The organism is Oceanobacillus manasiensis (assembly GCF_000724085.1).
Lineage (GTDB): Bacteria > Bacillota > Bacilli > Bacillales > Amphibacillaceae > Oceanobacillus_B > Oceanobacillus_B manasiensis.
In genome coordinates, this window is record NZ_CCDL010000001.1 from 990232 (window position 1) to 1005580 (window position 15349).

Genomic DNA, 15349 nt, shown 5'->3' on the forward strand with positions numbered 1-15349 from the left:
TAGAGGGGGAGAGAAATGCGAAAGAAGATTGCCATTATATTTTTAGCAGTATTGTTAGCTTTTAGTAACTTTGCCACGGTTAGTGCGGCTGAGAAAACACTACCACAGAATGCCAAGAAAAAGGACAAGGCCAAAACCACAGAAATAAAGGAAACAGAAGATCCTGACAAGGAAGTCCGAGTCATTGTTGAGATGGATGATGAAGCTCCAGTCGAAAAAGCTACCAAAAAAGGTATTATGTTTAATAAAATGCCTGAAAAAGAAAAGAAGAATTTAAACAAGGCTGCTAAAGCGAAACAAAAGGCAGTAAAAGACGAAATGAAACAAAAGAAAGTAAAAGCAAAATACTTACAAGAGTTTACAACAGTCGTTAACGGCTTTAGTGCTGAAGTAAAGCAGGGAGACCTTGAACTTATTAGAGAACTTCCCGATGTAAAAACAGTCTCAATCGTGACAGAGTACGAACAACCAAAGGTTAAACCAGAAATGAAATATAGTAAAGAACTCGTAGAAGCACAAAAGGCTTGGCGGGATTATGGTTATAAAGGTGAAGGGATGGTAGTTGGTATTATCGATACTGGTATCGACTATACCCACCAAGATATGATCCTTTCTGATGGCATAGAGGGTGACCTTTCCAAGAAATTTGTTGAGGACACCATTAGTGAGGAAGATTTACCAGGGAAATTCTATACAGAAAAAGTACCTTACGGATACAACTACATGGATGAAAATGATGAAGTGCGTGAAATCCATAGTGGTGCTAGTTATCACGGGATGCATGTAGGCGGAACAGTTGCCGCGAACGGGGACGAGGATAACGGTGGTATTCTTGGAATCGCTCCAGAAGCACAACTGTTAGCACTGAAAGTATTCGGAAATGATCCAGAACTTCAAACAACATATGGTGACATTTACATTAAAGCAATCGATGATTCCATCAAGCTTGGTGCAGATGTTCTAAACATGAGTCTTGGGTCACCATCAGGATATGTGAATGCAGATGCTCCAGAACAACGCGCGGTATCTCGTGCAGTAGATAATGGTATTTTGATGTCCATTTCTGCTGGTAACTCCGCATTGTTTGGCGATGGATTTTTCTACCCATATGCATCCAACCCAGACTATGGGGTAAGTGGTTCACCAGGGGTTGCAAATGATTCTACACAAGTAGCATCCTTTGAAAACACTTATATGGACGTTGATGCACTTCAGTATAGCATTGACGGAGAAGCTGGAAGAGCAGCATTCTTTTCTGCTGGTAACACCTTACCTTCCACTGATGGAGAACAAATCGAAGTTCTTACAGCGGGACTTGGGCATCCGGGAGACTTCGAAGGTAAAGACTTCACAGGAAAATATGCATTAATTCAGCGTGGCGAGCTTGCTTTTACAGAAAAAGCAATTAACGCACAGAACGCAGGAGCAGTAGGGGTAATTGTATACAATAACACAGATGGAATTGTAAATATGGCTTCAGATCCATCCATCACAATCCCGTATTTGTTTATGTTAAAGAGTGATGGGGACAGACTTGCAGAAGCGGCTCAAAATGGACAAGCAGTTACGATAGCATTTAACGGAGAAAAGACCCAAATGGAAAACACAGATGCTGGAAAAATGAGTGCTTTTTCTTCATGGGGGTTAACTCCAAACCTTGATTTTAAACCAGAAATCACAGCACCAGGTGGTCAAATTCTTTCCACATTAAATGATGGACAGTACGGCCTAATGAGTGGAACGTCCATGGCAGCACCACATGTATCAGGCGGAAGTGCGCTTGTACTTCAGCGTGTGGATGAGGAGTTTGGCTATGGGAATGCAAACCGGGTTAATCATGCGAAAAACTTAATGCTAAATACGTCAACACCAGTTGATTTTGATGGTGCTCCTGTCTCACCACGACGCCAGGGTGCTGGATTGATGCAAATCCATGCTGCACTATCAACGCCAGTAGTGGTGACAGAATCAGCATCTAATGAAGCGAAAGTAGCTTTAAAAGAGATTAATAGTAATGAAGTGACATTTGAATTAACAGCAGAAAACTATTCGGATGAAGCTGTTACGTACGATGTGTCGGCAAATGCACAAACAGATACACCCGTTAATGGTGGAAGCGCCATTGTTACAGCACCAAATATGTTTGGTGGAAATGACCTTGGTGACATCGCTACTGTAAACGGCGAGCCACTATCAACAATTGAAGTTCCGGCTAATGGACAGACAAGCCTTGAAGTAAGCATTGATCTTAGTGGAGTAGACGCTTCACTTGCAGAAATTTTCACTAATGGGTATTGGGTAGAAGGGTTTGTTACGTTTACAGACCCAACTGATATGAACCCAGAATTAACCGTACCGTATGTAGGCTTCAAAGGCGCTTGGGATGATGCACCAATCTTTGATACACCATTATGGGATGCAAGCTCATTCTATGGCATGACAGGTATCGCTACGGATACTGGTGGAGGTAGCTATGGATTCCTTGGTGAAAACTTAGAAACTGGCGAATTTGATCCGGAAAAGATAGCCTTCTCACCAAATGGGAATGGAGTCCAAGACAATGCGTTGCTTATTCTTTCCTTCCTGCGAAATGCAAAAGAAGCGAAATTTAATGTACTAGACGAAGACAAAAAGGTCGTACGGACTATCCGATTAGAATCAGATTTACGTAAAAACTACTACGATGGTGGGCGTGCCCCTGAGTATTCCTTGTCAGCAAACCGGGCTTGGGATGGAAAAATTAACAACAAGTTAGCTGAAGATGGACAGTACTATTTGCAAGTAGAAGCAGTTATTGATTATCAAGATGCGGAAAAACAAACATTAGATCTACCAGTAATTCTTGATACAACAGCTCCTGAAGTAGATGCAACCATTGATCAAGACGGCGAAGTACTAACAGTGGCTGTAGATGATGGTGAAGGTAGTGGACTTGCTACATGGGACGTGCTTGTGGACGGTGAATCTGTGCTGGAAACACCTTATACAGAAAGTGTAACAGAACATGAACTGACAGATTTTGATGCTGAAAGCACTGTAACCGTGGTAGCAACAGACTATGCAGGAAATGAGCAGGAAGAAGAGGCAGTAGTTGAAGAGCCAGCAGATACAACTGTACCAGATTTACATTTACTCACACCGGAACTGTTAGAGGCGTATGATTCAAGAGAAGTGCTCTTCTCTGGTTATGTAACAGATGAATCAGGGGTGAAAGAGGTCACGGTAGATGGGCAACAAGCTGAACTTGTCTACAATGAAGAAGAGGATCGTTATGACTTCTCTCTAACTCTTTCACATAAAAAGGATGACTTCTACTTCCGTCACATTAAAGCAGTAGACAATGCCGGAAATGAAACAGAAATCGGCAGAAGATATTTCGTTGACACAGAAGCAGCCACAATAAAAGTTAAGGCACCAAAGAAAACGAAAGAGGATAGCGTAACGGTTTCAGCAACGATCAAAGACAATTTTGATGATATTAATCTATATGTAAATGGGAACCATGTCTTTACACATGACATCTCCTCACCATATGGCAAAAAACGCTTTAAAGAGACAATCGAAGACATTGAGCTTAATCTAGAGGACGGAGAAAATGTTTTCGAATTCAAAGTAGTAGACCTAGCTGGTCATGAGACAGTGGAAGAAGTCGTGATTACAAAGCAAGCTAAAAAGGAAAAAGAGAAGGACAAGGGAAAAGATAAGGACAAAGAGAAGTACGATTTTGTTGGCTATATCTTTGAGCGAGTATTCTCCTTTATCGGCAAGCTTTGGAGCATTTTTGGATAGGTAATAGTGAAAACCAGCATTCCAATTACTTGGGTGCTGGTTTTTTACTTTGGTTTACGTGTAAGGAATTGGAGAGATTAAGATAACTAAGGGTGGGGGGAAGAGAATCAACCAAGTTGGGGAGAGAATCAATCAAGTTTGAGAGAGAATCAACCAAGATGGACAAGCTATCAACCTACAGTTCCACTAATCAATCTGATCAGGTCAGTGCCACCAACATTCATCGCTTATTTTGCGATTAGGGAGTCGAATAGATTAAATTCAGGCAAATATAAATAAAATTGCTTGTAATTTACGCTAAGTAAAATCACAAATGTAAAATGCCCTTATATGTTGTTTGATACTGTCACATGCTTACATATGCGGAAATAGCTTAGAAATTATATGTTTGGTATAATTTTTTAGATAGTAGGCAGATTAGTAACTGCCTAAAAATATATTTAAGGAGACCAATTATGGAGGAAAGAACGACACTGAAAAAGTCATTAAAGGCACATTGGGTTTGGGCAATTGCCCTCGGCTCATCGATCGGATGGGGTGCATTTGTGCAGCCTACTACGTGGATGTCAACTGCTGGACCAATGGGGGTTATCCTCGGTTTTGGAATTGGTGCCGTTCTAATGATGTTAATTGCGGTAAGTTACGGCTTTCTTATTAAAAGTTTTCCAGTATCTGGTGGGGAGTTCGCCTATGCTTTTATTAGTCTCGGTAGAACACATGCATTCATCAGCGGATGGTTTCTAACGCTCGGTTACATATGTATTGTAGCTTTAAATGCTTCGGCATTTGCCTTAATGTTTAAATTTGTTTTCCCTGCACTTATAGAAAATCTTCATTTATACCAGATTGCGGGCTGGGATGTTTATGGAATGGAAATTATCATCGCATCCGTCGCACTAGGTGTGTTTGGTTATTTTAATGTCCGAGGTACTGGCATTTCAGGACGTATGCAATTTATCTTTTGTAGTATTATGATTCTCAGTATTGTAGCCATCACCTTTATGGTCGGCGGGCACCCAGGGGCCGGCCTGTCTAATGTGCAACCAAGTTTTCCAGCAGAAACAACAGCATTTGCAGCGATTATATCAATTGTAGCAATTGCACCGTGGGCTTATGTTGGCTTTGACAATGTGCCACAGGCAGCAGAGGAATTTCACTTTTCCTCTAAAAAAGCATTTTCTTTAATCATTTTAGCTATTTTCTTTGCAGCAGTATTGTATAGTTTAATGATTCTTGCCACAGCCATGATCCGACCATGGGAAGGGCTTGTCGCTGAAACCCATGTTTGGGGAACAGGAGCCGCAATCGAGGAATTATTAGGAACGATGGGTCTTGTCTTACTTGTAACAGCCTTAACAATGGGCGTGTTCACTGGACTTAACGGTTTCATCATCTCATCAAGTAGATTACTGTTCGCGATGTCTCGTGCGAAAATATTGCCGGAAGCATTTTCTAAGCTTCATCCTAAACATAAAACTCCTTATGTTGGTATTATTTTTACAGTAATTGTATCTATGTTTGCACCTTGGTTCGGTCGTGAAGCATTATTATGGGTTGTGGACATGTCTTCTATCGGTGTGACCATTGCCTATTTCTACACCTGCTTTACAGCATTTTCTTTGTTTAGAACGAAGAAAGATGCAAACTTTAATGAGAAAAAACATACTGTCTCTCCTTTGAAAAAGACAGTGGCTGCTATTGGAATGCTGGCAAGTCTTGTATTCCTTGGGTTACTACTAATTCCTGGCTCACCAGCTTTTCTTGGAATTGAATCTAGGGTTGCGTTAGGGGCTTGGATTGTCTTAGGTCTTATCTTCTACCTAATAAAAAGGAAAGAATTTAATAAGATTCCTAAAGAGGAACTTAACTATCTCATTACTGGTTCGAAAGAAATTGAAGCGGAGAATCGGAGTTAATAAGTATCATAAAAATGCATTCCCAGTTTGGGAATGCATTTTTTATATAAAGTATTATTATAAACTCCAGTAAATAAAGCCTTTTTCTTCGGCGGTTTCCCTATTAAAAATACTTTTAACGTCAATAAGAACTTTTTGCTCATTGAAGAGTGAAGAAATAGTTTCCAAATTATAGCTTTGTTTCAGCTCTTCATGAGGTACAGCGAATACGAAACAGTCAAGGTCTTTAAGGTCTCCTTGTTTTACCAAGTCAATTCCGAACTCATTTTTCACCGCCTCTGTTTCTGCGACAGGGTCATGAACAAGAACATCGACTCCATATTCTTTCAACTCGTTTATAATGTCAATTATTTTTGTATTGCGGACATCCCCCACATTTTCTTTAAATGTGATACCTAGGATAGCAACCTTTGCTCCATCGATGTTTTGTTTCGCATTAATCATTTTCTTGATAATATTGCTTGCAATATATTTACCCATATCATCATTTATCTTTCTTCCAGAAAGTATAATTTGAGAATGATAACCCAATTGTTCAGCCTTATAGGTGAAATAATATGGGTCAACTCCAATACAATGCCCACCAACAAGACCTGGTGTGAACTTTAAGAAATTCCATTTTGTTCCGGCGGCCTTAAGAACAGCATTTGTGTCTATATCCATTTTGTTGAACACCATAGATAACTCATTCATAAAAGCAATGTTAATATCACGCTGAGAGTTCTCAATAACTTTGGCAGCTTCTGCTACTTTAATGGACTCTGCCTCATGAACGCCTGCTTCGATAATAGAACCGTATACTTCAGAAATTTCCCTTAGTGCTTCTTTGTCAGAACCAGAAACAATTTTGACAATCTTAGTGAGTGTATTTACTTTATCGCCTGGGTTAATTCGCTCTGGTGAATAGCCAACCTTGAAATCTTCACCGTATTTAAGACCTGATACTTCTTCAAGTATAGGAATACATACTTCCTCTGTTGTACCAGGGTAAACAGTCGATTCATAGATGACATAAGAGCCTTTTGTAAGGTTTCTCCCAACTGTCTCACTCGCACCAATGACTGGGCTTAGGTTAGGCGTTTTATCCGTGTTGATAGGAGTCGGTACCGCTACAACATGAAACTTACATGCTTTTAATTCTTCCTCATTATTTGTAAATGTCATGCTAGTTTTTCGGATCATCTCATCCCCGACTTCGTCAGTAACATCATGGCCATTGCGATATTGGTTTAATTTTTCTTCACTTATATCAAAGCCTACCACATCATATTTTTTAGCAAATTCAATAGCCAGGGGTAGCCCTACATATCCTAACCCGATTACAGATATTTTCTCATCTTTGTTTTGTATCTCTTTAAATAAACTCATACTAATAACCTTCCTTCTTTCATTACCAATTTGGTAATCGCTATTTATACTCGTTAGAACTAGTAATGACAAGCTATCCTATATTATACATCTTTAATCGAGCTATTACGATTATTTTGGAGTAAAAATTGGACTGCTATACAGCATATGATAAACTTATAATGACAAAATAACACAATTAATCTCGACTTGTTAAAGATAAAGGAGATATATATATGAAGGTGAAAAAAGCTATAATTCCGGCCGCCGGATTAGGAACGAGATTTTTACCTGCCACGAAGGCACAGCCTAAAGAAATGCTGCCAATAGTGGATAAACCTACCATTCAATATATTGTGGAAGAAGCTGTTGCTTCTGGTATAGAAGATATTATTATTGTTTCTGGAAGAGGAAAAAGGGCAATTGAGGACCATTTTGATACGTCCTACGAGTTAGAAGAGACGTTAGCAAGAAAGCAAAAAAACGAGCTACTGGAAATGGTACAGTCCATTTCTAAATTAGCAAACATCCATTATATAAGACAAAAAGAACCAAATGGATTAGGTCATGCTATCCTCTGTGCTGCACGTTTTATTGGGGATGAGCCTTTTGCAGTGTTACTGGGTGATGATATTGTCGAATCTGAACAGCCTTGCCTTGGCCAGTTAATGGATGTATTTGCAGAGAATGAACATTCAGTAGTCGGAGTCCAGCAAGTACCAGAGGAAGATTTATCAAAGTACGGTATTATTGAGCCATTAAGTAGCGAAGATTATGGGGACCCCGTACGTCGAATAGCATCTTTAATCGAGAAACCTTCCATTGAAGATGCACCATCAAATCTAGCTATTATGGGAAGATATGTATTAACTCCAAATATTTTTAAGGTGCTTCATAACCAAGCTCCAGGAAAAGATAATGAAATACAGTTAACTGATGCGATTAAAACACTGAACGAAACAGAGCCCGTCTTCTCTTATCGATTTGACGGTACAAGACATGATATTGGAGGGAAATTAGGCTTTATAAAAGCGACCATAGATTTTGCTCTGCATAGAGATGACTTGCGAGAAGATGTAAGAGCATATATGGAAGCGAAGTTGTTTGACTTAGGAAAAAAATAGAGGTGTAAGAAATGAAAATTGCAGTAATAGGAACAGGATACGTAGGACTCGTAACAGGTGTTACATTATCCGAAATTGGGCATCAAGTTACATGTGTTGACGTTGATAAAGAAAAAGTAAATACATTAAACAAAGGAGTTAGTCCCATTTATGAAGAAGGACTGACAGAACTTCTTGAAAAGAACCTAGAACGAGGGACTCTAACCTTCACGGCAGATTATGACGAAGGAATGCTAGGCAAGGACATCATTTATCTTACAGTAGGTACTCCACAAGGTAAGGATGGATCAGCTGATTTAACCTATATTGATAAAGCCTGTGACTCTATAGCAGCTTCCCTTCAACAAAACGCTATCATTGTTACAAAAAGCACCGTACCAGTCGGTACAAATTCGTATATAAAAAGTAGGTTCGAGGAAAAGTTGTCATCCAACATCAAAGTTAAAATTGTATCAAATCCAGAATTTCTCAGACAAGGTTCTGCAGTCTACGATACATTTAACGGTGACCGTATTGTAATTGGATCAGATAACACGGAGGCTTTAGAGACGATAGCAGAAGTAAATGCTCCCTTTAACTTGCCCATTGTGAAAACAGACTTAAGAAGCGCCGAAATGATTAAGTATGCAGCCAATGCCTTTTTGGCAACTAAAATAAGCTTTATTAATGAAATAGCTAATCTTTCCGAACAAGTTGGAGCTAATGTTGATTTAGTCGCAGACGGAATAGGGATGGATAAACGAATTGGAAGAGCATTTCTAAACGCTGGAGCAGGTTTTGGTGGCTCTTGTTTTCCAAAGGATACCAATGCTCTTATTTCCATAGGAAAAGAAGTAGATTACACGATGCCTTTGTTAGAAAGTGTCATTAAAGTAAACGACAAGCAGCGAAGCATTATTGCTGATAAAGTGATAGCAAATTATGCCGATCTTTCCGGTAAAAAGATTGCTGTGCTTGGTCTTGCCTTTAAGCCAAACACAGATGATATGCGAGACGCACCTTCCATCCAGATCACAGAGCGTTTAATTGAACAAGGGGCGAACCTTTATGCTTACGATCCTGTGGCGATAGAGAATGCCAAAAAAGTACTTTCCGGACAGGTAGAATATTGTTCAAACATTGAGTCGGCCTTGCAGAATGCTGACATGGCGATCATTTTGACAGAGTGGCAGGAAATAAAGGATTTCCCTTTATCGGCGTATAAGCAATATATGAAAAAGCCTGTCTTATTTGATGGGCGAAACTGTTTCACCATAGAGCAAATTAACGGTTCAGGAATAGAATATCATTCGATTGGAAGACCTGTTGAAAAGGCTAATTAATACATGAACACCTCTGGATCTCTGGGTTTGGGGGTGTTTGTTTTTTGGTGAATGAGGTACTTCACAAGGAGTTTGGTAAAACACTTCCTAATTAAAAGAAAACGGCTACACGAAAAAATCCAAACCTTGGCCCACTGTTACCATGCGCTTTTCAGCAAATTTCCCGTCCTATTTTGACAATTTATTTATTATTCTTCCTATGATATAATTTTATATTGTTATTTTTATTTTTGTAAACTGCGAGGTCGTGAAGGAAGGCGAATCATGAAGAAAATAAAAGTTATATTTTTTATCTATAGAATGGGGTCAGGCGGTGCTGCAAGAACATTTTTAAATATTATAAATAACCTTGATCGTGATAAATTTGATCCATTACTTGTTACCTTAGACTATGAAGCAGATTACGAGAGTTATTTAAATGAAGATATCCGTTTCATAAAACTTAATACCAAACGTCTACGATCTGCAATTTTCCCTTTAGCCAAGCTAATTAGAAGGGAAAAAGCAGACATTGTTTTTAGCACTATCCCAAATTATAATACCATTGCCATTTTAGGAAGGTTGTTTTCATTTACCAACGCTAAAAACGTGGTTAGAGAGGCAGCATACCTAGGTGGAGACTTTAAAACAAACTTGAAACTGAAAGTCTACGGTTTACTCTATACGTTATCTTCACGTGTTATTGCATTGTCAGAAGGAGTAAAGGGTAACATTGTAAAAAGATATAATGTGAAAGAAAGTAAAATAAATGTTATTTATAATCCAATTGACATAAAAGGCATTAAAACCGCTGCGGAAAACAAGGTGTTACCCGGAAGGGATTATCACATGTTTTCTTCAGAAAAAAAGACTATTGTGACAGCAGGAAGGCTCGTAGATGATAAAGACCACGCTACGCTAATTGATGCTTTTGCAAAAGTGCAGGAAAAAGTAGATTGCCGTCTGATCATTATGGGGGAAGGCGAGCTTGAGCAAAAGTTGAAGCAAAAAGCTACTAACTTAGCGATAGCCGACAGTGTGCATTTTATTGGCTTTCAAAAGAACCCATACTCCTTTTTCAAAAAGGCTGATGTCTTTGTGCTTTCTTCAAAAAGGGAAGGGTTTGGCCATGTGCTAGGAGAAGCACTTGCGGTAGGGACACCGATTGTCTCCACGGATTGCAAACCAGGCGCTCAAGAAGTCTTGAATAATGGCGAGTATGGTGCTATGTGTACTGTAGGAAATGCCGAGGAAATGGCGGATAGGATTGTCGAAGTCTTAACTCTTGATCCTCCTTTAAGAGAAAGAATGGTAGAAAAAGGACACCACCGCGCAGAGCAATTTGCTGCCGAAAAGATTGTAAAGCTGTATGAAGCAGTATTTGAAGATGTATTACAACGTAAGCGTTAAAAATATGAAAAGAGGAGTGTAGCGGATGTCTCGTACAGGTCGGGTTGTTCATTTAACTACTGTCCATCATCCATATGACCCTAGAATTTATCATAAAGAATGCACATCTCTACAAAAAGCTGGGTATAAAGTGACTCTTATAGCCCAAAAGGCAAATACTCAAGCTGGCACAAACAGACAGATTGACCATATTACCATTAAATCACATGCCAGTAGGATAAAGCGGATGGTGCTAGGCTCAATTGAGGCTTACAAAAAGGCAAAAAGCCTAAAGGCAGATGTATACCATTTCCATGACCCAGAATTGCTTCCAGTTGGTTGGCTATTAAAAAGGAAGAATAATGTTGTAATTTATGATATTCATGAAGATTACATAACAAGTATTCTTCAAAAGGATTATTTGCCTAAGCCATTCAAAAAGATTGTTGCTTCTACGTATAGGTATATGGAAAAATTTTTTATTAGAAAAATGCAGCTTTGTTTGGCAGAGAAGTACTACCAGGATTTTTATCCATCTGGCATAAAGGTCTTAAACTATCCAACCATAAGTGAAAAATTATTGAACGCAAAACACGATAAAGATACGATTCAAGATAAATTGCTCTATACAGGTAATGTTTCCCATGTACGGGGCGCGTTAGAGCACGCTAAAATACCAAAGGTTAATGAACACGTAGGAGTTCACTTTATTGGGAAATGCCCTAAGGAATTAGCTGAAGAAATGAAAGAAGTTGCAGGAGAGCATAAATCCAATCTAACCTTTGAGGGAATCGACACCTTTGTTGAAAAGGAAGCTATAGAGGATGCGTATGTGAATACGAATTGGCTTGCAGGCATTGCCTTTTTTCCGCCGACAGAGCATTATAAGAAAAAAGAGCTAACCAAGTTCTTTGAGTACATGGCGGCAGGATTGCCTGTTATTTGTTCGAATTTTCCAGTGTGGAAGCAGTTTATCGATAAATATGAATGCGGGCTTACAGTAGATCCCGGTAATGATAATGAAATAAATGAAGCAATTGAATATCTTAGGGAGCACCCTGAAATCGCCAAACAGATGGGTGACAAAGGAAAGCAAGCAGTAAAATCGGAGCTGAATTGGGATAGTCAAGCTGATAAACTAATTACATGGTACGACCAACTATTAAAACAAAAAAGAGGCAGGGATATTGATGGATAATCAGACACCTCTCATCTCTGTGATTACACCATCGTATAATGCAGAGCGGTTTATTAGAGAAACAATAGGTTCAGTCCAGAACCAAACCTATTCCAATTGGGAAATGGTTATTGTAGATGATTGTTCAAAGGATCGTACAGTAGAATACATTACCGAAATGAGTAAAACAGATGAACGAATAAAGCTACACGTACTAGAGGAAAATAGTGGTTCAGCTATTGCACGTAATAAATCAATGGAATTGGCAAAGGGAAAGTACATTGCCTTTTTAGATAGTGATGACCTTTGGATGCCAGAAAAACTGGAGCGTCAGGTAGCTTTTATGCAAGAAAAAGATATTGCCTTTTCTTTTACAAAGTATGTGTGGATGAAGGAAGATGGTACACTGACCAATGCCACGTCCAAGGCTCCAAAGAAGGTAGACTATAGCCGATTGATGAAGCATTGTGTAATGGGCTGCCTTACTGTTATGCTTGATAAAGAAAAAATGGGCGATTTGAAGATGTATAATATTAGAACCCGCCAAGACTATGTGTATTGGCTCCACATTGTAAAACGTGGGCATCTTGCTTATGGTTTGCCTGAAGTACTTGCTAAATATCGACTGGTAGAAAACTCGATTTCAAGTAATAAAATTAAGGCAGCCAAGCGCAACTGGCATGTTTATCGTCACATTGAAGCGCAACCTTTGTGGAAAGCTATGTGGTACTTTTTTAACTATGCGATTAATTCTGTGAAACAGATTATTTACCGGAAGCGGAGGGGTTAAGTTGAATTAACTTTAAATGTTGCTTCAAATCAAATGCTGAAATAAATACTTATTAATTCAAAATTATAATAACAAACATTGCTATTATAATTTGCAGGCGGTGTAATATACATTGATGAAAAATTATTTGCAGGAAATCATAAAACGTAAGGATTTACTTTTTTACCTTGTAAAATCGGGTCTCAAAGCAGAACACCGAAACAGCTGGCTAGGCTATTTCTGGTGGTTGTTAGATCCATTATTGAACGTACTTGTTTACTACTTTTTAGTAGTAGTTATTTTGGAAAGAGGGGATATACCGAATTTTCCACTTTTCCTCGTAATCGGACTTGTTGTATGGAGATGTATTAGCTCAAGCATTAATAGCTCAAGTAAATCGATCATGCGCTATAGCTCGATCATTAATCAGGTTTATTTACCAAAGTCTATATTTCCGTTATCGTTTACAATCACTCAATTATTTAACTTTGCCTTTGGATTTGTAGTGATTGCTATCTTCTTGGCAATTTACAGAGTAATGCCAGGATGGGAGGCAGTATTCCTACCATTAATTATATTGATACAGACAGTCTTTTTACTAGCGGTTGGGCTATTGCTTGGGTATATTACTGTATTTGTTCGAGATATAGACAACCTGATCACGTATGTTACCCGTATCTTTTTCTACGCCTCTCCAATTATTTGGGTAGGGGGAAGGCTTGAAGGTACACAGTTTAGTTGGGCTGTGGACTATAATCCAATTGCGATTATTGTAAATGCATACCGGGATGTACTAATGTACAATAGCCTACCAAATTTTCTAGGTTTATTTATTATTCTGCTGCTCTCTTCTGCAGTAGTTGTGTATATGCTTTACTACTATAGTAAAAACGAGCACAAAATTATAAAAGCTCTCTAAACCGTATATCAGGTTAGAGTGATAAAGAGGGATCTACATTGAGTAGTACAAATGAAACAACACAACAAACAAACACAAAAGATATTATTAAAGCAAAAAACCTTGGTGTTTCTTTTAATAGCGGGGGTAGAGACGATTATAAATCACTTTTATTTCGTGTCTTCCAAGGAAAAGCAAACCGAGAAAAACAGAAAAAGGTTTGGCCTTTGCACGATATAAACTTTACTGGTCATCAAGGAGAGATTCTTGGAATTATCGGTTCGAATGGTGCTGGAAAAACGACGTTAAGTAAAATTATATCCGGTATTTTAAAGGAAGATAAGGGAACGATTAAGGTTGACGGAAATGTCACCGCCTTGTTCTCCTTTGGAATGGGTTTTAATAAAGAGCTAACCGGTCGGGAGAACGTCTTTCTAAATGGGATGATGTTAGGTGTAGCAAAAGAAAAAATACACTACTATATTGGTGATATTAAGGAATTTTCAGATCTTGAGGATTTCTTTGACCAACCGATGAAATATTATTCTAGCGGGATGAAAGCAAGGCTTGGATTTAGTGTCGCTTCTCATTTTCAGCCAGAGATCTTAATACTAGATGAAGCATTAAATACAGGGGATGCAAAATTTAGCCGTAAAGCTGCACAGAAGATGAAAGAATTAGTAGGAAGGGCAAAAATGGTTATTATTGTGACGCATAGCCTGCGGTATGCCCAGCGAAACTGTGATAGGTTACTTTGGTTAGAGAATGGAAAAGTGAGAGAGTCAGGCGATCCGAAAGAAATTATTGAACGCTACAAGGCAACCGTTCCCGCTAGACCTCCGCGTAAGCAACGTAATCTTCAACTTGAAAAAACACAAGCAGATGTTAAAGACAACCAAGTGATTAGTGCAAAGGATTTAAGTGTCTCCTTTAAATTAAATACTGGTAAGTTTTGGGCCTTGAAAGATGTGAACTTTGAAATTAATGAAGGAGAAGTAGTTGGTATTATCGGTCATAACGGAGCGGGTAAGAGTACGCTTTGTAAGGTTCTGACTAAGATTCTCTTTCCAGATGAAGGATCGATTGAACTCAAAGGGGAAACATCTGCCTTACTTGGATATGGCACAGGCTTCAATGCCCAGCTAGATGGGCGTGATAATATATACTTGAATGCTATGCTTTTAGGAATACCAAAGCAAAAAGTAGCAGAAAAATACGATGAGATTGTAGAGTTCTCAGGTCTAGGGAAAAATATTAATAAACCAGTCAAGGATTATTCCAGCGGGATGAAAGCACGTCTTGGTTTCAGTATCGCTGCAATTTTAAAGCCGGATATCTTTATTATTGATGAAGCTTTATCTACAGGAGATATGGCCTTTCAACAAAAAGCCAGTGAGCGAATCCAGGATATGATCAACCATGCTAAAGTTGTAATTATTGTTTCCCACAGTATGGGTTTCATCGAACAGGTTTGCACAAGGGCGATCTGGATGGAAAAAGGTCAAGTTAAATTTGACGGTTCTGCAGAAGAAGCTGTAGCTAAATATAGAGAGTCACAGGGTGTCGCAAAGAAAAAGAATTTAAAACACAAGAAGGTAGCAAAGAATACAACAGACGTTTCGAGTAAGTAAAGTTGTTA

10 protein-coding genes are annotated in these 15349 nt (G+C 38.8%); 9 read left to right on the plus strand and 1 reads right to left on the minus strand.

The window, feature by feature from the left end; all coding sequences use genetic code 11:
* Positions 1–15: 15 nt before the first annotated feature.
* On the plus strand, positions 16–3789 hold the full coding sequence (locus tag BN985_RS04975; RefSeq protein WP_042221471.1) for a S8 family serine peptidase: 3774 nt from the start codon (positions 16–18) through the stop codon (positions 3787–3789).
* Between the two features lie 455 nt (positions 3790–4244).
* Positions 4245–5705 (plus strand): APC family permease, encoded by a 1461-nt coding sequence (locus tag BN985_RS04980; protein WP_042221473.1) that lies wholly within the window; start codon positions 4245–4247, stop codon positions 5703–5705.
* A gap of 57 nt (positions 5706–5762) precedes the next feature.
* Here BN985_RS04980 and BN985_RS04985 read toward each other — a convergent pair whose 3' ends face one another.
* Entirely contained in the window at positions 5763–7073 is a 1311-nt protein-coding gene (locus BN985_RS04985) for a nucleotide sugar dehydrogenase (protein ID WP_042221475.1), read from the minus strand.
* 215 nt (positions 7074–7288) lie between these two features.
* Here BN985_RS04985 and galU point away from each other — a divergent pair, with 215 nt between their 5' ends.
* From galU to BN985_RS05020, 7 genes are all read left to right on the plus strand, one after another.
* Complete coding sequence (galU, locus tag BN985_RS04990; protein WP_042221477.1) at positions 7289–8176, plus strand: UTP--glucose-1-phosphate uridylyltransferase GalU; 888 nt, start codon at positions 7289–7291, stop codon at positions 8174–8176.
* An 11-nt stretch (positions 8177–8187) separates the two neighbouring features.
* Entirely contained in the window at positions 8188–9498 is a 1311-nt protein-coding gene (locus tag BN985_RS04995; RefSeq protein WP_042221479.1) for a UDP-glucose dehydrogenase family protein, read from the plus strand.
* Positions 9499–9762: 264 nt separating this feature from the next.
* Positions 9763–10887, plus strand: a complete 1125-nt coding sequence (locus BN985_RS05000; protein WP_042221480.1) for a glycosyltransferase — start codon at positions 9763–9765, stop codon at positions 10885–10887.
* A gap of 25 nt (positions 10888–10912) precedes the next feature.
* Positions 10913–12064, plus strand: a complete 1152-nt coding sequence (locus BN985_RS05005) for a glycosyltransferase (RefSeq protein WP_042221482.1) — start codon at positions 10913–10915, stop codon at positions 12062–12064.
* Entirely contained in the window at positions 12057–12833 is a 777-nt protein-coding gene (locus BN985_RS05010; protein WP_042221483.1) for a glycosyltransferase family 2 protein, read from the plus strand. The genes BN985_RS05005 and BN985_RS05010 overlap by 8 nt, the downstream gene beginning before the upstream one ends.
* Positions 12834–12948: 115 nt before the next feature.
* On the plus strand, positions 12949–13731 hold the full coding sequence (locus tag BN985_RS05015; protein ID WP_042221485.1) for an ABC transporter permease: 783 nt from the start codon (positions 12949–12951) through the stop codon (positions 13729–13731).
* A 38-nt stretch (positions 13732–13769) separates the two neighbouring features.
* Complete coding sequence (locus BN985_RS05020) at positions 13770–15341, plus strand: ABC transporter ATP-binding protein (RefSeq protein WP_042221486.1); 1572 nt, start codon at positions 13770–13772, stop codon at positions 15339–15341.
* Positions 15342–15349 lie beyond the last annotated feature (8 nt).